This is a genomic window from Lentzea sp. NPDC058450, from assembly GCF_042721395.1.
Classification (GTDB): domain Bacteria; phylum Actinomycetota; class Actinomycetes; order Mycobacteriales; family Pseudonocardiaceae; genus Lentzea.
In genome coordinates, this window is record NZ_JBHXLO010000003.1 from 45,949 (window position 1) to 66,353 (window position 20,405).

Sequence of the window (20,405 nt, forward strand, 5' to 3'; positions counted from 1 at the left end):
TCAAATCAATTTTCCGGGCAGGTTCGGGCCCGAACCTCCCCTGAAGCCCTCTGTCCAGCCGCTGGTGATCGCCCTTGCGCACGCTGGGACACTGTTCGGACACGCGAACGAGCAGACGTCTTTCCTGTTCAGAGCGCTCTGTCGCAAATTTGCGCAATCACGTCGAGATATTGCGGTAATCTGCTAGTCACTTCTACGGTGAGGCGCGCCACACCCCCTCGCGTCCCCACCGAGAAGGGCCAAGCACGCCATGTCACTGACGACACGCGCTCGCTCCCTGCTAGCCCCGACAGCTGCTTTGATCACCGCGGCGGCCACCCTGACGTTCGTCCCCGCCGCTCAGGCCGCGCCGGTCAGCCTCGACCTCGACAAGCAGACCCGCATCAGCGAGGTCACCCTGACCAGCGCGAAGAACAGCACCGAGACGTTCGCCGTCCAGACGAGCCTCGACGGCAGAGGCTGGTCGACGCTGGTCGCGGAACGACCTCACACGTTCCAGAACGGCAAGGTCACCTTCAAAGTCGACCCCACGCTGGTCCAGCACGTCCGCGCCACCAAGACCACGGCCAAGCTGCAGGTCCAGGAAGCAGCGGCGAGCGCCCTGCTCCAGGCGTCCTACTCGGCCAGCAGCACCAACCAGAACTACGGGCCGGGCAACGCGGGCGACGGCAACCAGTCGACCTACTGGGAGAGCGCGAACAACGCCTTCCCGCAGTGGCTCCAGGCCGACCTCGGCGCGGCGGTCAAGGCCGACCGGGTCGTGCTGAAGCTGCCGACGAACGGATGGGGCGCGCGCACCCAGACCCTCGCGGTCCAGGGCAGCACGGACGGCAACTTCACGGATCTCGTCCCCAGCAGGGGTTACGAGTTCAACCCCGCCTCCAACAGCACCGTGACCATCGACTTCACCGCCGCCACCACCCGGTACGTCCGGCTGCGGATCACCGCGAACACCGGCTGGCCCGCCGGCCAGATCAGCGAGTTCGAGGTGCAGGGCCCGACCGGCGGTGACACGCAGGCCCCGTCCGCACCGGGGAACCTCGCCTTCACCCAGCCCCAGTCCGGGCAGATCCGGCTGACCTGGAACGCGAGCACGGACAACGTCGGCGTCACCGGCTACGACGTCTACGCCAACGGCGCGCTGCGCACCACGGTCACCGGCACGACGTACACCGACAGCCAGCCCGACGGACTGCGCGTCAGCTACCACGTGATCGCCAAGGACGCGGCCGGCAACCAGTCCCCCGCCAGCAACACGGTCACCCGCGAGGGCGCCACCGGCACGAACCTGGCGCAGGGCAAGCCCGTCACGGCGAACAACAACGTGCACAACTTCGTCGCCGCCAACGCCAACGACGGCAACGTGCAGACCTACTGGGAGTCCAACGGCTTCCCCAGCACGCTGACCGTCCAACTGGGATCGAACGCGGACGTCAGCTCCGTCGCGATCAAGCTCAACCCCGACAACGCGTGGGGCGCCCGCACGCAGAACATCGAGGTCCTCGGCCGCGAGCAGAACACCACGGGCTTCACCAGCCTCACCCCCGGCCGCGACTACCGCTTCGACCCCGCGACCGGCAACAGCGTCACCATCACCGCGTCCGGGCGCGTCGCCGACCTCCAGGTGCGCGGCACGTCCAACACCGGTGCCCCCGGCACGCAGGTGGCGGAGATCCAGGTGTTCGGCACCCCTGCCCCGAACCCCGACCTCACCGTCACCGCCACGTCGTTCACGCCGGCCGCGCCCGTCGAGACCGACCAGATCACGCTGAACGCCACCGTCCGCAACGCGGGCACGGCGGCCAGCACGGCCACCGACGTGACGTTCTTCCTCGGCTCCACGGCCGTCGGCACCGCGAACGTCGGCGCGCTCGCGGCGGGTGCGCAGGCGAACGTCAGTACGACGATCTCCGCACGCCCGGAAGGCTCCTACGAGTACACCGCGAAGGTCGACGAGACCAAGAAGGTCGCGGAGCAGGACGAGACCAACAACGCCCGCATCCACCCGTCACCGCTCGTCGTGACCCCGGTCCCGAGCTCCGACCTGGTCGCCGTGCCGGCCTGGTCGCCCAGCAACCCGAGCAACGGCCAGACCACGACGTTCTCCGTCGCGATCAAGAACCAGGGCAGCATCGCCTCGGCCGCGGGCGCCCACGGCATCACGGTCACGATCCTCAACAGCAGCGGCCAGACCGTCCGCACGCTGACCGGCAGCCACAACGGCGTGATCAACGCGGGTGCGACCACCGCCGCGGTCAACCTCGGCACGTGGCCCGCCGCCGACGGCCGCTACACGGTGAAGACCGTCATCGCCAACGACGGCAACGAGATCCCGGCCAAGCAGGGCAACAACACCAGCGAGCAGTCGCTGTTCATCGGCCGCGGCGCCAGCGTTCCGTGGCAGCACGTCGAGGCCGAGGACGCGACCGTCGGCGGTGGCGCGCAGGTCCTCAGTCCGAACAGGACGATCGGCGACCTCGCCGGTGAGGCGTCCGGCCGCCGTGCCGTCACGCTGAACAGCACCGGCCAGTCGGTCGAGTTCACGACCAGCGCACCGACCAACACCCTCGTCACCCGGTTCTCCATCCCGGACAGCTCCGGTGGCGGCGGCATCACGAGCAACCTCAACGTCTACGTCAACGGCACGTTCCACAAGGCCATCGACCTGACGTCGAAGTACATGTGGCTCTACGGCAACGAGGCGTCCCCGGGCAACTCGCCGGGAGCGGGCGGGCCGCGCCACATCTACGACGAGGCGAACGTGATGCTCAACTCGACGTTCCCGGCGGGCACGAAGATCAAGCTGCAGAAGGACGCGGCCAACACCTCGAACTACGCGATCGACTTCGTGAACTTCGAACAGGTGCAGGCCGCCGGAAACCCTGACGCGGCGCGCTATGCCGTGCCCGCCGGGTTCACCCACCAGGACGTGCAGAACGCGCTCGACCGCGTCCGCATGGACACCACGGGGAACCTGATCGGCGTCTACCTGCCCGCGGGCACCTACCCGACGCAGCAGAAGTTCAACGTCTACGGCAAGGCGGTCCGCGTGGTCGGCGCCGGTCCCTGGTTCACCCGGTTCCAGGCCCCGCTGACGCAGGAGAACACCGACCTCGGCTTCTCCGCCCAGTCGTCCGCGAGCGGCTCGACGTTCAGCGGGTTCGCCGTGTTCGGCAACTACACGCAGCGCAACGACGGCCCCGGCAAGGTGTTCGACTTCGCCGGCGTCCAGAACATGACTATCGAGAACATCTGGGTCGAGCACATGATGTGCCTGTTCTGGGGCAACAACGTCGACAACAACGTCATCAAGGACAGCCGCATCCGCAACATGTACGCGGACGGCCTGAACATGACGAACGGCTCGGCGGGCAACCGGATCGCCAACATCGAGGCCCGCTCGACCGGTGACGACGCGTTCGCGTTGTTCGCCGCCACCGACGGCGGTGGCAGCGGCCAGCAGAACAACGTCTTCGAGAACCTGAGCGTCACGACCCCGTGGCGCGCGGCCGGTCTCGCGGTGTACGGCGGCAAGAACAACATCTTCCGCAACATCTACATCGCGGACACCCTCACCTACTCCGCGGTGACGATCAGCTCGCTCGACTTCGGCTACCCGATGGAGGACTTCGGGCCCGAGCCGACGACGTTCAGCGGCCTCACCCTGGTGCGCTCCGGCGGACACTTCTGGGGTCAGCAAACGTTTGGCGCGATCTGGATGTTCTCCGCGTCCAAGAAGTACACGGGGATCCGGGTGAGCGACGTCGAGATCATCGATCCGACGTACAGCGGAATCATGTTCCAGACCAAGTACAACGGTGCCGCCGAGAACGTCTTCCAGGACACGGTGCTGTCCAACGTGAGCATCTCGGGTGCGCGCAAGTCCGGTGACGCGTTCGACGCCAAGTCCGGATTCGGGTTGTGGGCCAACGAGATGCCGGAGCCCGGTCAGGGTCCCGCCGTCGGCGAGGTCACGTTCAACGGCCTGAGGTTCGCCAACAACTTCCAGGACATCAGGAACACCACGACCACCTTCAAGATCAACATCAACAACTGATACCCCTGCCACGAAGGACAATTCAATGAGAAACACGCTACTGAAGCGTGCGGTGAGTGCTGCCGTCGTCAGCGCCCTCGCACTGTTCGGATTGACCCCCACGGCAGGAGCAGCGGTTGTCCGGCTGTCCGCGAACCTGACCGCGTCCAGCAGCAACGGCCCGTACGGCGCCGGCAACGCCGGTGACGGCAACCAGGGCAGCTACTGGGAGAGCACGAACGGCGTGTTCCCGCAGTGGCTCCAGGCCGACCTCGGCGCCTCCCGGAGCGTCAGCAAGGTCGTGCTGCGCCTGCCGTCCACTTGGGAACAGCGCACGCAAACGCTTGCCGTGCAAGGAAGTGCGAACGGCTCGCAGTTCACCGACATCGTCGGGTCGGGTGGCCGGGTCTTCTCCCCCGGTTCGAACAACACGGTGACGCTGGACTTCGCCGCCACCAACGCCCGGTACGTGCGCGTCTCGATCACCGCGAACACCGGCTGGTCCGCGGGCCAGCTCAGCGAGTTCGAAGTGCACGGCGAGTCCGGACCGGTCGACCCGCCGCCCGCCGGGGACAACCTGGCGGCAGGCAAGCCGGTCGAGGAGTCCGGGCACGTGCACAACTTCGTCGCCGCGAACGCCGTGGACGGCAACGTGAGCACGTACTGGGAGTCCAACGGGTTCCCCGGTCACCTGACCGCGAAGCTGGGCTCGAACGCCGACGTCACGTCCGTCGTCGTGAAGCTCAACCCCGACAACGCGTGGGGCGCGCGGACGCAGAACTTCGAGGTGCTGGGCAAGGAGGCGAGCGCTTCCGCGTTCGCCACCTTGAAGGCACGCGCCGACTACCGGTTCGACCCGGCGACCGGCAACACCGTCACCATCCCGGTGACCGGTCGCGCGTCCGACGTGCGGCTGCACTTCTACTCGAACACCGGCGCGCCCGGCGGCCAGGTCGCCGAGTTCCAGGTGTTCGGGGCGGCGGCTCCGGCTCCTGACCTGACCGTCACGAACCTGACGTGGACGCCGGCCGGCCCGTCCGAGGCCGACGCGATCAGGCTCACCGCCACCGTGCGCAACGGCGGCACCGTGGCGTCCGGCGCGACGACGCTGAACGCCACGCTCGGCGGCACCGTCGTCGGCTCCGCCGCAGTCGGTGCGCTCGCCCCTGGAGCCACGGCCACCGTCAACGTCGACGCGGGCCGTCGGGGTGCCGGGTCCTACGCGGCCGCGGCCACGGTGGACCCGGCCAACCAGGTCGCGGAGACCAACGAGGCCAACAACACCTTCACCTCCGGCTCTCCCCTGGTCGTCGGCCAGGCTCCGGGACCAGACCTGCAGATCCTCGGTGTCACGCCGAACCCGTCGTCCCCGGCGGCGGGCCAGGCAGTCACGTTCGCGGTGCAGGTCAACAACCGCGGCACGTCGGCGGCGGGCGCCTCGGTGACCCGCGTGACCGTCGGCGGCAGCACGTTGAACGCCAACACCTCCGCCATCAACGCCGGTCAGACCGTCACGGTCAACGTCGGCTCCTGGACCGCCACCAACGGCGGCGCCACGGCCACCGCGACCGCCGACGCGACGAACGTCGTGGCGGAGACCAACGAGACCAACAACACCGCCACTCAGTCCATTGTGGTCGGACGCGGCGCCTCGGTGCCGTTCACCTCGTACGAGGCCGAAGCGGGCCGCTACCAGGGCACGCTGCTGCAGGCCGACGCGGAGCGCACGTTCGGGCACACCAACTTCGGTTCCGAGTCCTCGGGCCGCAAGTCGGTGCGACTGGACTCGCAGGGCCAGTTCGTGGAGGTCACCTCGACGGTCAGCACCAACTCGATCGTCGTGCGCAACTCCATCCCGGACGCCGCCGCAGGTGGCGGCCAGGAGGCGACGATCAGCCTCTACGCGAACGACCAGTTCGTGCAGAAGCTGACGTTCTCGTCGCGGCACAGCTGGCTCTACGGCACGACCGACGACCCCGAGGGCCTCACGAACCGTCCCGGCGGCGACGCCCGCAGGCTGTTCGACGAGACCTCGCAGCTGCTCGCTTCGAGCTACCCGGCGGGCACGAAGTTCAAGCTCCAGCGCGACTCCGGTGACAACGCCCAGTTCTACGTCATCGACCTGATCGACCTGGAGCAGGTCGCCCCGGCGGCCTCGAAGCCGTCCGAGTGCGTGTCGATCACGCAGTACGGCGCCACCGCGAACGACCAGACGGACGACACCGACGCGTTGCAGCGCGCCGTGACGGCCGACCAGAACGGGGAGATCCCCTGCGTCTGGATCCCGGAGGGCAAGTTCCGCCAGGAGAAGAAGATCCTCACCGTGTTCAACAGCGGTGGCGACAACCAGGTCGGCATCCGCAACGTCACGATCCGCGGCGCCGGCATGTGGCACTCGCAGCTGTTCTCGCTGATCCAGCCGCAGGACGCGGACACGATCAACCACCCGCACGAGGGCAACTTCGGGTTCGACATCGACGACAACACCCAGATCTCCGACATCGCGATCTTCGGTTCCGGCCGGATCCGCGGCGGTGACGGCGGTGCCGAGGGCGGCGTCGGCCTCAACGGGCGGTTCGGCAAGAACACCAAGGTCACCAACGTGTGGATCGAGCACGCCAACGTCGGTGTCTGGGTCGGCCGCGACTACACCAACCTGCCGGACCGCTGGAATCCCGGCGACGGCCTGCAGTTCAGCGGCATGCGCATCCGCGACACGTACGCCGACGGCATCAACTTCACCAACGGCACCCGCAACTCCACGGTCTTCAACTCGTCGTTCCGCACCACGGGCGACGACGCGCTGGCCGTGTGGGCGTCGAAGTACGTGAAGGACCAGAACGTCGACATCGGCAGCGGCAACGCGTTCCTCAACAACACGATCGCACTCCCGTGGCGGGCCAACGGCATCGCGATCTACGGCGGCTCGAACAACCGCGCGGAGAACAACGTCATCTCCGACACCGCCAACTACCCGGGCATCATGCTGGCGACCGACCACGACCCGCTGCCGTTCGGCGGGACCACGCTGCTCGCCAACAACGCCCTGTACCGCACCGGCGGCGCGTTCTGGGGTGAGGCGCAGGAGTTCGGCGCCATCACGCTGTTCTCGCAGAACCTGCCGATCCCCGGCGTCGTCATCCGCGACACCGAGATCCTGGACTCCACCTACGACGGCATCCAGTTCAAGGGAGGCGGCAGCGGCATGCCGGACGTGGCCATCACCAACGTCCGCATCGACGGCTCCAACAACGGCTCGGGCATCCTCGCGATGGCCCAGGCCCGCGGTTCGGCACGCCTGACGAACGTCACGATCACCAACTCGCGTGACGGCAACATCACGATCGAGCCGGGTTCGCAGTTCGTCATCAACTAGATCCGTAGATCACATTTAGAACCACCTCCGATCGGGTAAGCCCCGGTCGGAGGTGGTTTTCATGTCTACGGTCGTTGTCGGGTTCGACGGTTCCGACCTGGCCCGCCGAGCCGTGCGGTTCGGTGCCGAGGAGGCTTCCCGCCGAGGCGCGGCCCTGCAGGTCGTGCACGCCGTGCGCGCCCCGTTGCCCGAGCCGGTCTTCACGCCGATGTCCGTCCCGGTGCCGGAGTTCGTCACCGAGGAGACCATGTCGCGCGCCGCGGAGGACCACCTCGCCGAACTCGCCGCGGAGATCAAGCAGGGCTGGCCGGACCTCGAGGTCGCCACCCACGTCCGCATCGGCCGCCCGGTCGACGTCCTCGCCGCCGAACCGGGCGACCTCCTGGTGCTCGGCTCGTCCGGCCGCACCGGCATCGCCGAGATGTTCCTCGGCTCCACCGCCGTCGAACTGGTGTCCGCAGCCGGCCGCCCGGTGATCGTGACCCGCTCCGGCCCTGTCGACGGCCGCGTGGTCGTCGGCGTGGACGGCTCCGACACCTCCACGGACGCGATCGCGTTCGCCTTCGAGCACGCCGCGCGCCACGGCCGTGAGCTGCTCGCCATCCACGCCTGGAACGACGTGGGCTTCGCCGAACTCCCCGAACAGGACTTCGACCACGTCCGCGCAGACCTGGCCAAACTCCTCGAAGAACAGCTGGCACCACACACCGCCCAGTGGCCTGACGTGCACGTAGCGTCGCAGGTGGCCTTCGACGCCCCGGCGCGCGCGTTGCTCCAAGCAGCCGACGGTGCCGCCCTGATCGCCGTGGGCAGCCACGGCCGTGGCGCGGTAACGCGTGCAATCCTGGGCTCAGTGAGCCACGCTGTGCTCCACCACGCGCCGTGCCCGGTCGCCGTGGTCCATCGGAGGTGACGCTTCATGCGCGGGTTAGCGGCCGTGCTGCTGTGCCTGGTCTTGGCCTCGTGCGGCGCAACGCAGACGGGTTCTCCCTCGTCGGGCTCGTCGAGTTCTGAGGCGTCGAGCACGTCCTCCGTCGCACCGACCACCACTACCGCGCCGAGCGTGCCACCGCCGCTGCCACCGTCGTCGGCCCCGCTGCCGCCGACCCTGCCCACGCCGACCCGGGCCCTCGACCCGGACGTGAAGACGGTGCGCGGCACGGTGTCGGCCGGGGTCGAGGCGGGCTGCACCCTGCTGACCGCGCCGGGTGAGCAGTACCTGCTACTCGGCGCCGATCCGGCGATCGCGGTGGCCGGGGCGATGATCGAGGTGAGCGGGAAGCCCGATCCCGGGGCGATGACGACGTGCCAGCAGGGCACTCCTTTCCACGTCACGAGTACTCGCCGCGGCTGACGGCGCGGGCACCGGCCGAGGCGCGGATTCCGTGCCACTATCGACGGATGGGTGCCGTTCCTCCACGGGTGTTCATCAGCCACTCGAACCTCGACCAGGACCGGTTCGTGGTGGGGTTCGCCCAGTCGCTCGAGGACAACGGCGTGCGGGTGTGGCTCGACTGCCACGAGATCCTGCCCGGTGACCGGATCGTGGAACGGGTGTTCGAGGAGATCGACAACTCGGACGCGGTGATCGTCGTCGTGTCCGCGAACACCCCTCAGTCCCGGTGGGTGCGCGAGGAGATCGACGCCGCGGTCCGGCGGGCCATCGACCACGACCTCGTCGTGATCTTCGTGCGGCTCGACCGCGCGGAGATTCCGGCGTCGTTCTCGCACCGCGCCTGGGTGGGCATCGACCCGGCGCAGGACTACAGCACCCAGCTGGAGAAGATCCTGCGCAGCATCTACGGCGTGCCGGAACGCCGGCCCCTCGGTCCGGCGCCGTCCTGGGTCAACACCGAGACCTCCACTCCGCTGCTGATGGACCTGCGGCGCGCCATCCGGTCGGGCTCCGGCGTCAACGACATCGTGCGCACGGCCGTGGGGAGCGCCCTCGACGCGCTGCCCGCCGCCGAACGGCTCGACAACGTGCCGGACCGGCGCATCCCCGTCGTCATCGAGGAACAGCTGCTGCGGGCCGACACCGCGCTGGACGAACTGCTCGCCCTCACCGCCGTGGCCGTGCACGACGACGACCAGGTGCGCACCGGCCTGTGGACGTCGGTGCTGGAGCAGGTGCTGGACAAGCAGCCCTACCCCGCCCTGCTGGTGTCGTACGCGATCGGGGTCGCCGCGGTGGCCGCGCGGCACGACGAACTCGTCTACGCGGTGCTGGGCAACGACCTGCGCACCCTGGTCCCCTACCGGGTGGTCGAGCCCAACCACGCCGAGCTCCTGCCGAAGTGGCGGGGAGCCCGGCCGCAAGCGGCGTTGAGCGCGCACGTGCGTTCGGTGCTGCGGCCGCACTTCCGCGAACTGATGTCGGACCGCGAGTTCGACCGGGCCTTCGACGGGTTCGAGTTGCTGCGCAACCTACTGGAGTTGCACCACACCTCGGTCGCGGCGTCGCTCGGCGAGTTTGCGTATCGGCTGGCGCGCGGGGATGTCTCCGTGCTCGACATGGTCGTCTCGCGGTTGAAGGCCGGGTCTCCTGCGTTGGCCGGTGGGGCGTTCGGCGGGAGCGAAGCAGGCGTGGAGGACGCGGTCAGGAAGCTGGAGAAGACCGTGCGGGCTCGGTATCAGCGGTCATGAGCAGATAGCGGGTTGGCAGGGCTGACCGCCACTCCTGTTGCCGCCACCGTCCTTGACGGCGCCGGGTGTCGCGAACAGAGCATGACCGCCGTTGTTGGTCATGGTGTTGCCGCTCAACGTGATGTTGCTGCCCGCCGGTGCGCAGACGAACAGACCGCCGATTCCTTCGGGATCTCCGCACATCTCCCCGGTCGCGCCTGGGTTGAGTCCATTGCCGATGAACCTGTTGTTCTCGATCAGGAGAGCGTTGGTGGGGAGATCAGCCATGATGTGCAGTCCGATGTGCTGCCTGTTCGCGAACGTGCTGTTCTTGATCGTGCCCGAGAGTCTCTGCCCTTCCAATTGCTGGAAGTGGTTGGAGTCGACTCCCTCGAACGTGCTTCCCTCGATGGACATCTGTGCGACCCGAAAGGCCACGAAGCGCAGCGTTGACCCGTGTACCTCCAGTTTGGACGCTCCGAAGTGGATCCCGGACATCATCTCGACGTTCACGATGATCAGCGTCTCGCAGCCCACCGCCTCAAGGCTGGCCCGCCCTCCCTCGATTCTGATGACGCTGCCGACGCCGCCGCATCCCAAACTGGACGACGTCGGCCCGCCGATGTTCACCGTCGAGTTGATGAACTCACACTGGGAGCCGTCAATGCAGGCGACCGAAGTTGTTGAGATGAGCTCGACGTTGGTGAAGACGACCTGCGATGAGCGAATTTCGGTCGGCAGCCAGCCCGCGTCCAGTCTGCCGCCGTTGATTCGGGTGTTGCGCGCGTTCGTCGTGTTCGGTACCTGGCCGTCGACCTTGTGCAGCGTGACGCCGTCGGTGTTGTTGAGGTTGAGCAAGCCGAGACGGCCATTGGTGATGGTCACGTTGGACACACCTTGAACGACCACGTCGTCCTGCGAGAAGCTGCTGTTGACGACCGTGTGGCCGCCCAGGTCGAGGAACACATTGCTGGACGTCACCGAGAGCGCCACGTCAGAACAGGTGAGATCGCTGGTCAGTCGCACGCTGGCGGTGATGGTGTCGCCACAGCTGACCGAACGGGCAGGCACCCCGACTTCGATCTGCTGCGACTGTTCGTCGACAACGCCGTTCGTGGTCGTCCTGGCCGTCACGGTGTAGGTGCCGGGCAGCGTGAAGGTGTGCTCGAACCCCGCCTGGGTGGAGCTGCCGACGACCGTTCCCCCGCTGGAGATGGTCCACTGCCACGACTGCGGGCTACCGGTCACCTCCGCGCTGAACGACACCTGCGCGCCGGTCAACGGAACCTGCGGGTTGATCTGCAATCGCACGATCACGGCCGGGACGTCCTGCACGACCACGGTCGCCGTAGCGGTCGCGGAGCGGCCCGAGGCCAGCACCGCGCGGACGTTCACGGAGAACGTGCCGGCACGGCTCCAGGCGTGGGCGGTGGTCGTGCCTGATCCCGTCGAGCCGTCGCCGAAGTCCCAGCTCGCCGTTGCCGCCGCAGAGCCGGCCAGGGACAGGGTGACCTGGGCGCCGACGCGGACGGGGTTCGGCGGGGTCTGCCGGATGCTCAGGACGTCCTGCTGGGGCGGTGGGCCGGGGCCGATCGACACGGAGGCCGTCGCCGGGGAACGGGTGGGGTCGGCCGGTTGGTTCGGGTTCGGGGGCTGGGGTGTGTCCGGTGGGGGCTTGGGCTGGTTCTCGGCGGGCACCTTCACGGTGCCCTTGGCGGGGTCCACGGGGTCGTACTTGGAGATCGGGTGCACCTCGCCGTCGAGGCCGATCACGCCCGCTCGTTCGCTCTCCGGGTCGTTGTAGAACACGATGCCGTCGCGTTCGAAGAGCTCGAACCTGGTCTGGCCGTCGAAGACCTGGCGGTCGAGGTGGTCGCTCGCGCCGTCGCGCAGGACCCAGACGTGGCCGCGCCCGTAGTCGGGGACGAAGGTGTGGCCGGCGGTCGTCACGGCCGGGCCCAGTTCCGAGGCGCCGAGCATCCGGGGCGGGGCGCAGCCGGTGGCGAAGCGGCACGTCAGGAGCTGGCCTCGGGTGCTCACCGACACCAGCAGGCCCGGTTCGCCGGGCAGGCCGCTGACCGCGACCGAGTCACCGGGTTGCACCGGCACCGGGATCTCCTGGGACACCTCGCCGTCCGCGTTCAGCACCGAGGCGGTCCGCCGGTCGAGGTCGAGCAACGCGATGGTGCCCGCCGTCGCCACGATCCTGGTCGCGCCGGGCTTGCCGGCGTTCGCGCGGGAGCCGCGTTCGCCGTCGCGGAACCAGACCAGGTCGCCCGTCGCGTCGTCGACCACCCAGAGGCCGCCTGCCCCGTCCACGGCCGTCAGGTCCGGTGCGGCGGCCGGGGTGAGCACCTGCCGTTCGCCGCGGGCCTGCAACGTCTTCGGGTCCGCTGTGGACAGCACGCCCTGGCCTCCGTCGAACAGCAGCAGGGAGTCTCCCGCCGAGTGCAGCGACACGGCCGCGCCCGGCAGGGGTGACTCGGTCGGCGACACCTCGCGGGTCGCGCCGTCGACCCTGCGCAGCGCGCCGGTGGCCCGGTTCACCGCGTACGCCGTCGTGTTCTGCTGTGCCACGGCCAGTTTGCTGCCGGGATCGGCGACCGGGACGCGCACGCCGACCTCTTTGGACGCCCCGTCGAGGAGCGTGAGGTGCCCGGCGCGGTTCGACGCCACCCAGGCGCTACCCGCGTGCAGGCGCACCTCGGGCACGGCGTGCTGCTCCTGGGCGCCGACCGCGGCCAGCACGCCGCACCCGACCAGCCCGACAGCACCCCAGGCCACCGCACGCAGACGTCGCATCACCGGCTCCCCGCCCGCCGGACGCGCCGGCCGTCGAGCAACGGCCGCGGGTCGATCGCCGCCCTGATCCGGCCGAACCTGCGCGGCTGCACCGCCTGGCGCAGGTCCGACTCCAGCCCCCAGGCGAGCACGACGTCGTCCTCCGACGGGGGAACACCGGCGAACGCGGCCGCGTCGGCCAACGGCGCCATCGTCACCAGAGGCAGCACCCGGTCACCGAACTTCGCGTGGGCGGCGGCGCTGATGTCGTGCCGGCTCATCGACAACGGGACCCGCAACCCCAGCTCCAGCACCCGGTCCACCGCCTCCTGCCACGCGCCGAGCAGCCGGGCGGCGGGATCGGCGGTCCGGCGGCGGCGCCACCGGAGTCGCTGCTTGCCGCCGACGACTCCGCCCAGGAACAGCAGGACGAGCCCGGCCAGCGCGATCAGCGTGACGACGGCCGTGCGGCGCACGAGCGCGCCGAAGCCCTCGCCGGGTGTCCCGTCGTCATCGTTGTCCGGACCGACGACGGGTGGCACGACCGGGGGCGGGTCCGGTAGCGGTGGGCTGATGGTCGTGGCGTCCCGGTCGCGTGGCTTGTCCTCGGTGACGGCGGGGTCCGTCGGTTCGAACACGACCCACCCGTACCCCTGGAAGTGCACCTCGGCCCACGCGTGGGCGTCGCGATGCGTCACGGCGAACGTCCGTCCGTCGGCTTCGCGCAGCAGATAGCCGACGGCGACCCGGCTCGGCATGCCCAGAGTCCTGGCCAGGAGCGCGAACGCGGCCGCGTGCTGCTCGGCGTGACCCCTGCGGTCCTCGCCGAGCAGCATGTCGCGCAGCACCGCCACCGAGTGGCCGGGCGGCGCATCGAGGCTGTAGGGCAACGCGCGCAGGTGCTGCTCGAGCAGCACGAGCTTGCCGTAGGCCGTCTGTGCCGGCGCGGTGACCGTCGACGCCACGGTGCGCAGTTCCGTTGGCACATCAGGCATCTCGCACTCCGTGCACGCACTCGGCGACGCGCCGGCCAGCTCGTCGCCCCGGCGCGCGATCGCGCTCGTCGTCCGGTACTCGACCCCGTCGAGGGCGTTCAGGTTGATGACCGTGCCGGTGCCCGCGCTGAACCCGGTCGCCGTGCTGTCGCCGCGGTCCATCACGACGCTCGTCGGCCAGCCGGCCACCGGTAGGTAGGGACCGGGCAGCCGGGAGACCACCACCCGGGACGTCGTCCTGGCCGCCGACGTCATGTCCGGGTCACCGGGAAGGCTGCGCCCGGCCAGGAGGAACGTCGCTCCCGAGGTCCACAGCGCTCCGTCGTAGCGGTCCAGCGCGGCGGTGCGCACCCGGTCCACCGGTTCGCCGTCGAGCTCGACGGTGAAGAGCCGCTGCGCCTCCGGTTCCCGCAGCTGCGGCTTCACCAGTGCGAGCGGGGTGATCGACTCCGTGACGTGCAACGGCGGCGAGCGCAGGTCGCGCGGGTCGAACCGGTGTTCTCCCGACGCCAGCGGCAGCACCTGGGCGCCCATCACGCCCGCCACCGCGACCAGGGCGATCACCGGTACGCCGAACACGAACCTGCCGCCGGCCACCCGCAGTCCCGCGCTCCCCTGCGGCCTCTCGTCCGTCCTCAGCAGCACGAGCAGCAACGAGAACGCGAGGAACGCGCCCGTCACGTCCAGGCGTGGCACGGAGTTCTCTCCCGAGAAGAGCAACGCGACCACGAACGCGGCCAGCGGCGGCACGAGCGGGCCGAGCACCGACTTCGTGCGCAGCGCGATCAGGGTCCCGCCCAGCGCGGCCGCCCAGGTGATCAGCAGCGGGGTGCTCAGCAGGTCGCCGCTGACGTCCGCCGGCAGCCCGACGGTGAGCATCCGCGCCCAGCCGCCGGCGAGGCCCGTGCCGAGCTCGACGGCGGTCTGCGCGCTCGGCAGGCCGTACCGCACGGACCCGGGAAACGCCAGGTAGCCGGCGCAGACGCAGAACACCGGCATCGTGCTCAGCAGGATCCAGCGCCGCCGGAAGGCAGCCGCGACGGCGCCGCTCACCGCTCCGAGAGCCGCCAACGCGCACATCGGCAGGACGTGCTCGGTGGAGGCGAAGAAACCCGTGTAGGCGGCCGAGGTGCTCGCGGCGAGCACACCGCTCAGCAGGATCTGGAGCAGCAACGGTGTCCGCGCGAGCCATTTCGTCACCGCGACATCAGCTCGTTCCACTGCACCGCGAAGTCCGCGCTGTTCCGCGCGTCGACGAGGACCGTCCCCGCCGAGCTCGGCTGCGGACTCCCGAACGTGACGAGGCCGACGGTGAGAAAACGCGGCCGCAGCGCGGTGATCACGTCGAGCCGCCCCGCCGGTGGCTGTCCGGTCACGACGACCAGCGAGACGCCTTCGGTGCTGGAGACGACGTCCGCGAGCTGATCCGCGATCCCACCGTCCTCTTCGGACAGAGCGACGTCCGCGAGCCGGTCGAGCGCGGGAAGTTCGTCGTCGACCCACTGGTCCGCGGCTCGCAGCTGGTCCGGGGATGCCTCGGTGGTGCGCAGTTCGAGGGGAAGTCCGGCGCGGCACGCCGCGCGAACGAGGGACGCGGCGGTGCGGACGGCGTCCTCGAACCGGCCGTCCGGGTAGGAGCCGGCGGCGACGTCGAGCACCACGAGCTGGCGTGGTTCGTCGGGGATCACGTGATGGCGCACCATCAGCTTGCCCGCGCGGGCGGTCGACCTCCAGTGGATCAGCCGGTAGTCGTCGCCGTGCTCGTACTCGCGCAGGCTGTGGAACGCGACGCCGCCCAACGCGGACACGCTCGACGTCAGCCCCTCGCTGTCACGCGGACCACCGCGCGGCACCACGCCCAGGTGGTGCGTGAGCGGGTGGACGACCAGCACGGACGCGGTTCCCTTGCGCGCGCTGGACCTCAGCAGTCGCAACGAGTCGGAGTGCCCGATCTCCACCGGCGGGATCTCGTAGCGGCCGCGGCGCTGGGTGGGCAACGAGTAGCGGTGGTCGTAGGACCTGCCGGCGGCGAGGCTCGGCACGTCGACGGTGAACGCCTCGCCGTTGATCGACTCGACGACCGACAGCGGCGGTGTGCGCATCCGGCCGAGGTTGCGGACCGTCAGCAACGCCTGCGCGCGTTCGCCTTCGGTCGCCCGGTCCGGCCGGATCACCCGGTCGGCGTCGAGACTCGGCTTCACCAGCATCGAGAGCACCGCGACGACGAGCGCGACCGTCGCGGCGACGCCGAACGCCACGAGCTCCGGGTAGTCGGCGCCGGTCCCCGCCACGAGCATCACGACCGCGAACACCGCCGTCAGCCGTCCGCTGCGGGTCAGCACGTCGTCACCACCGGGACGGCCGCGGCACGGGAGCGCCGACGAGGATCTCGTCCAGCACCTCCTCCGCGGTCTGCTTGCGCACGCGGGCCTCGGGGGTGAGCAGCAACCGGTGGTTCAGCACGGGTTTCGCCACGGCCCGCACGTCCTCGGGCGTGACGAACGACCGGCCGAGGACCGCGGCGTGCGCCTGAGCGGCGGTGGCCACGGCGATGCTCCCCCGTGGACTGATGCCGAGGCGGACGCTCGCGTGCTTGCGGGTCTCCCGGGTGATCATCGCGATGTAGCGCTGCACGTCCGGCTCGATGTGCAACGAGCGCACCATCTCGATCATGTCGCGCAGGTCGTCGAGGGTCATCACCGAGCCGAGCTCCTCCGGCACGCGGCGCGCGACGCCGTCCGCGATGATGTCGACCTCGTCGGCGATGTCGGGCGGGTAGCCGACCTTGATCCGCATCATGAACCGGTCGAGCTGCGCCTCCGGCAACGCGTAGGTGCCCTGGTGCTCGATGGGGTTCTGGGTGGCGATGCACAGGAACGGCGTCGGCACCGGCCGCGGCCGTCCGTCGACGGTCACCTGCCGTTCCGCCATCACCTCCAGCAACGCCGACTGGGTCTTCGGCGAGGCGCGGTTGATCTCGTCGCCGATGACGATGTTGGCGAACACAGGTCCCTCGAAGAACTCGAACATGTGCGAGCCCTGGTCGTACGTCTGCACACCGACCACATCGGACGGCAGCAGGTCCGGGGTGAACTGGATGCGCTTCACGGTCGCGCCGGAGACCGACTTCGCCAACGCCTTGGCGAGCGAGGTCTTCGCGACGCCCGGAACGTCCTCGACCAGCAGGTGTCCCTGGGCGAACAGGCAGACGAGCGCCAGCCGCACGACCTCCGGCTTGCCCTTGATGAAGTCGGAGATGTTGGCCGACAGGTTGGCGAAGTGGCGGTCGAACGTCTCGGCGTCGAGTGTGCTCATCTCATCCCCCGTGACGAAACGACGGCATGACATGGCGGTATTCGCGGACCGGGCGACGGCTGTTACCGCAGCCTCCGAACTGGACACGAACTTGCCAGGATTCCAAGATCTCGCGAATAACTCTCTTGCGGCGCAACGCGAAGAGGCCCTCCCGGCGAGTTTCGTCCGGAAGGGCCTCAGGTCTCAGGGTCAGTTCTCCAGCGCCTTGCGGAGGAACGCGGTCGCCTGCGTGATCGCGGCCTCGGCGGCGTGCGTGCCGCGCAGCGCGTTCAGCATCACGAAGTCGTGGATGGCGCCCGCGTACCGGACCGCCGTGACTGGAACGCCCGCCGCGCGCAGCTTGTCGGCGTAGGCCTCGCCCTCGTCGCGCAGCACGTCGGCCTCGGCCGTGATCACCAACGCCTGCGGCAGGCCCGCCAACTGCTCCGAAGAAGCGCGCAGCGGGGAGGCGGTGATCTCGGCGCGCTCCGCCTCGTTCGTCGTGTACTGGTCCCAGAACCACTGCATGCCGTCGCGGCGCAGGAAGTAGCCCTCGGCGAACTGGAGGTACGAGTCGGTGTCGAAGTTCGCGTCGGTGACCGGGTAGAAGAGGACCTGGGCCTTGAGGGCGATGTCGCCGCGTTCCTTGGCCTGCAACGTCAACGCCGCCGCCATGTTGCCGCCGACCGAGTCACCCGCGACCGCGACCCGTGAGATGTCGAGGCCGTGCGCGCCACCCGAGGACTGGATCCACTGTGCCGTGGCGTAGTTCTGGTTGATCGCGACCGGGTAGCGGGCCTCGGGCGAGAGGGAGTAGTCGGGGAAGACGACCGCGGCGCCGGCGCCTACCGCGAGTTCGCGGACCAGGCGGTCGTGGGTGTGGGCGTTGCCGAAGACCCAGCCCGCGCCGTGGATGTAGAGGATGACCGGGAGCGGGCCTGCCAGACCGGCCGGCTTGACGATGCGGACCTTGAAGCCGTCCAGTTCCACCCACTGTTCGTCGATCTCGGGCTTGTCGACGGCGCTGGACTGCACCTCGTCGACTGCCTTGCGGCCCTCTTCGGGGGCGATCTGGAACAGGAACGGCGGCTGGTCGGTGGCGGCGGCGAACTCGGCGGCGGCGGGTTCGAGGACGGGGCGCTTCATGGCTTTCCTCCTGGCGTTCCTGGGGTGATGCCATAAAGCTAGTGTGCGATTAAATCGTGCACAACGTAATCACGGCCTCAGCGGAGGCGGGAATAACGACGGCCCCCGCCCGAGTTGGGCGGGGGCCGTCGTCACGCGCGAAGGACTAGCCGACGGTGAAGCCGGTGGTCGCTCCGGTGAACGGGCTGATCTTGCCGGTCCAGCCGGACTTCTCGTCGCCGTGGTGCACGATCCGGTAGGTGCCGGCCGGGGTGTCCGCCGGGATCTGCCAGGTGATCGTGGCGTTGGAGAACGAGATGCCGACGCGCGCCCACTGGTAGCGCGTGGACCAGTCGCCGTCGTCGTGCACGCGCACCCAGGAACCGTTCACCTGGCGCTGCACTTCGAGGAACGTGCCGTTGCGGTGCAGGTTGTTCTTCGGGTGGCCGGTGACGAACACGGCCGTGACGGTCTCACCGCGCGCATACGACGCCTTGGGCGCAGTGAGGACATCGCCGTACTTCTTGTCCATCGGCTTGTCGTCGAGCACGACGCCGGTCTGCAGGTTGATCTCGGTGAACGGCGGCTTGCCGGGCGTCGGGCCGGCGGGCAACGAGGAACCGGTCTTCATCGACGCGGCCAGCTTGCCGAACTCCTGCTGGTAGGCCGGGGTGGTGTTGCGGCCGAACAGGGTGGAGCCGCCCTCGTACTGCTGCGAGTCGTACTCCTCCGGCGTGGTGACGTACTGGCTGTAGTCGTTGGCGTAGCCCTGGATCAGCACGTTCTGCAGCGGCACGCCCAGCTCGGAGGCCACCGACTTGCGGATGCGCAGACCCGCGGTGATCGTGACCTCACCGGGCACGGCGACCAAAACGAGCTGGCCGATGCGGACGAGCTGCAGCGGCACGATGTTCGGCGTCGCGCCGATCAGGCCCGTCGGCACCAGGGACGCCTTCGGGAACTGGCAGTCGCGCAGCCACTGCGGGACCTCCATCTGCAACGGCTCGAAGAGCTTCTTCCACGGCGACTGCATGCCCTCGGCGAAGCCGGGGATCGCCGGGCCGTCCTCGATGCTGCCCGCGATGGTCGACGCGCCGACGACACCGGAGCACGTCGTGCCCGCCTTGCCGTCGGAGGTGAAGCGGCCGTCGACCTGCACGGCCGACATGTCCACGAACCGCATGCGCGCGTCCACGCCGCCGGAGACCGGGGTCAGCGGCCCGTTGTAGATCTCCTGGGCCTTGCGGTTCTGGCGCTCGCCGATGATGCGGGCGTTCTCCCACTCGTTCTCGGTGGGGCCGGAGCCGGGCTTCAGGTTGAGGTTCGGCGACATGTCGCCCGCGTTGGTGTTCGGGAACGCCGCCACGAAGCCCGCGGTGTTGTCCAGGTAGCGCACGCCCTCGTCGTCGTGCTCCCACTGGTACGACGCGTAGCCCTTGTTGTCGGGGCTGATCAGGGTGTTGGCGTTGGTGACCGACGTGTTGTGGGTGGCGAACCAGTTGATGGCGCCGACGTTCGTGCCGCCCTGCTGGAACTTCAGGACGGTCATCTGCGGGTCGATGCCGGACGGGAACGCGCCCTTGTCGGGGTTGCGGTCGAACGCCACCCGCGACCGGTTGACCGACGCGTTCGTGAGCTCGCCGACGCCGAGGCTGATCGAGCCGGGCTTCACGTCCTCGTGGGCCTCGACGACCGACTCGGTGATGCCGTCGACCACGGCCGCGAGCGCCTGCGGCTGGAGGCCGAGGATCGACAGGTTGTAGGCGATGTTGTGCGACTGGCCGCCGGGGCCGCTGTGCGTGTGCGTGGCGGAGAGCAGCAGGTTCTCGCGCGTGTAGGTGTTGCCGTACTTGGCCTGGAGCTTCGCGAGCACGCCCTCCTGGACCGCGCGGAAGATCATCGCAAGGTCAGCGTTGACGTACGCGACGCGCTTGTTCGTGGCCCGGTCGACCACGACGTAGGCCCGCGACCGCAGCCGCTGGTGGATGCCCGACGTCTTCTGGTCGAACTTCGAGTAGCCCATCATGCCGTTCTCGGCGGCCGGGCCGGTGACGTCGGAGATGCCCCGGCCCACGAGGTACGGCTCGGGTTCCGCCCACGCGAACGGTCCGCTGACCAGCGCCGCACCGACGAGTGCGGCGACCACCGTCAAGACTTTCGTCCGCATGGACAC

11 protein-coding genes are annotated in these 20,405 nt (G+C 69.3%); 5 read left to right on the plus strand and 6 right to left on the minus strand.

Going from position 1 to position 20,405, the window contains the following annotated elements; translation table 11 throughout:
• Positions 1-298 precede the first annotated feature (298 nt).
• From ACFWNN_RS06510 to ACFWNN_RS06530, 5 genes are all read left to right on the plus strand, one after another.
• A complete protein-coding gene (locus ACFWNN_RS06510) occupies positions 299-4,057 on the plus strand; it encodes a discoidin domain-containing protein (RefSeq protein WP_382438850.1) in 3,759 nt (1,252 codons plus the stop codon).
• A gap of 25 nt (positions 4,058-4,082) precedes the next feature.
• The gene (locus ACFWNN_RS06515) at positions 4,083-7,412 is read left to right on the plus strand and encodes a CARDB domain-containing protein (protein WP_382438851.1); all 3,330 of its coding nucleotides are present in this window, start codon (positions 4,083-4,085) and stop codon (positions 7,410-7,412) included.
• 61 nt (positions 7,413-7,473) lie between these two features.
• A complete protein-coding gene (locus ACFWNN_RS06520; RefSeq protein WP_382438852.1) occupies positions 7,474-8,325 on the plus strand; it encodes a universal stress protein in 852 nt (283 codons plus the stop codon).
• Positions 8,326-8,331: 6 nt separating this feature from the next.
• Entirely contained in the window at positions 8,332-8,766 is a 435-nt protein-coding gene (locus ACFWNN_RS06525; protein WP_382438853.1) for a hypothetical protein, read from the plus strand.
• A 47-nt stretch (positions 8,767-8,813) separates the two neighbouring features.
• On the plus strand, positions 8,814-10,058 hold the full coding sequence (locus ACFWNN_RS06530; RefSeq protein WP_382438854.1) for a toll/interleukin-1 receptor domain-containing protein: 1,245 nt from the start codon (positions 8,814-8,816) through the stop codon (positions 10,056-10,058).
• On the opposite strand, the gene ACFWNN_RS06535 is transcribed toward ACFWNN_RS06530, so the two are convergent.
• From ACFWNN_RS06535 to ACFWNN_RS06560, 6 genes are all read right to left on the minus strand, one after another.
• Positions 10,053-12,839 (minus strand): PKD domain-containing protein, encoded by a 2,787-nt coding sequence (locus ACFWNN_RS06535; protein ID WP_382438855.1) that lies wholly within the window; start codon positions 12,837-12,839, stop codon positions 10,053-10,055. The two genes, ACFWNN_RS06530 and ACFWNN_RS06535, sit on opposite strands and share 6 nt — an antisense overlap.
• Positions 12,839-15,034, minus strand: a complete 2,196-nt coding sequence (locus ACFWNN_RS06540) for a transglutaminaseTgpA domain-containing protein (protein WP_382438856.1) — start codon at positions 15,032-15,034, stop codon at positions 12,839-12,841. Before ACFWNN_RS06540 ends, ACFWNN_RS06535 begins: the two co-directional genes overlap by 1 nt.
• The gene (locus tag ACFWNN_RS06545; protein ID WP_382438857.1) at positions 15,010-16,155 is read right to left on the minus strand and encodes a DUF58 domain-containing protein; all 1,146 of its coding nucleotides are present in this window, start codon (positions 16,153-16,155) and stop codon (positions 15,010-15,012) included. The genes ACFWNN_RS06540 and ACFWNN_RS06545 overlap by 25 nt, the downstream gene beginning before the upstream one ends.
• A gap of 4 nt (positions 16,156-16,159) precedes the next feature.
• Entirely contained in the window at positions 16,160-17,128 is a 969-nt protein-coding gene (locus tag ACFWNN_RS06550; protein ID WP_382438858.1) for an AAA family ATPase, read from the minus strand.
• A gap of 189 nt (positions 17,129-17,317) precedes the next feature.
• Entirely contained in the window at positions 17,318-18,253 is a 936-nt protein-coding gene (locus ACFWNN_RS06555; protein ID WP_382438859.1) for an alpha/beta hydrolase, read from the minus strand.
• Positions 18,254-18,398: 145 nt separating this feature from the next.
• Positions 18,399-20,399: a neutral/alkaline ceramidase gene (locus ACFWNN_RS06560; protein ID WP_382438860.1), complete on the minus strand. Its 2,001-nt coding sequence runs from the start codon at positions 20,397-20,399 to the stop codon at positions 18,399-18,401.
• Between the last annotated feature and the right edge of the window lie 6 nt (positions 20,400-20,405).

What these genes read in the sequence shown, in the direction of transcription:
- ACFWNN_RS06515 (WP_382438851.1), top strand. Translation starts at nt 4,083, where the DNA reads ATGAGAAACACGCTACTGAAGCGTGCGGTGAGTGCTGCCGTCGTCAGC.
- ACFWNN_RS06520 (WP_382438852.1), top strand. Translation starts at nt 7,474, where the DNA reads ATGTCTACGGTCGTTGTCGGGTTCGACGGTTCCGACCTGGCCCGCCGA.
- ACFWNN_RS06525 (WP_382438853.1), top strand. Translation starts at nt 8,332, where the DNA reads ATGCGCGGGTTAGCGGCCGTGCTGCTGTGCCTGGTCTTGGCCTCGTGC.
- ACFWNN_RS06530 (WP_382438854.1), top strand. Translation starts at nt 8,814, where the DNA reads ATGGGTGCCGTTCCTCCACGGGTGTTCATCAGCCACTCGAACCTCGAC.
- ACFWNN_RS06535 (WP_382438855.1), bottom strand. Translation starts at nt 12,839, where the DNA reads ATGCGACGTCTGCGTGCGGTGGCCTGGGGTGCTGTCGGGCTGGTCGGG.
- ACFWNN_RS06550 (WP_382438858.1), bottom strand. Translation starts at nt 17,128, where the DNA reads ATGAGCACACTCGACGCCGAGACGTTCGACCGCCACTTCGCCAACCTG.
- ACFWNN_RS06555 (WP_382438859.1), bottom strand. Translation starts at nt 18,253, where the DNA reads ATGAAGCGCCCCGTCCTCGAACCCGCCGCCGCCGAGTTCGCCGCCGCC.
- ACFWNN_RS06560 (WP_382438860.1), bottom strand. Translation starts at nt 20,399, where the DNA reads ATGCGGACGAAAGTCTTGACGGTGGTCGCCGCACTCGTCGGTGCGGCG.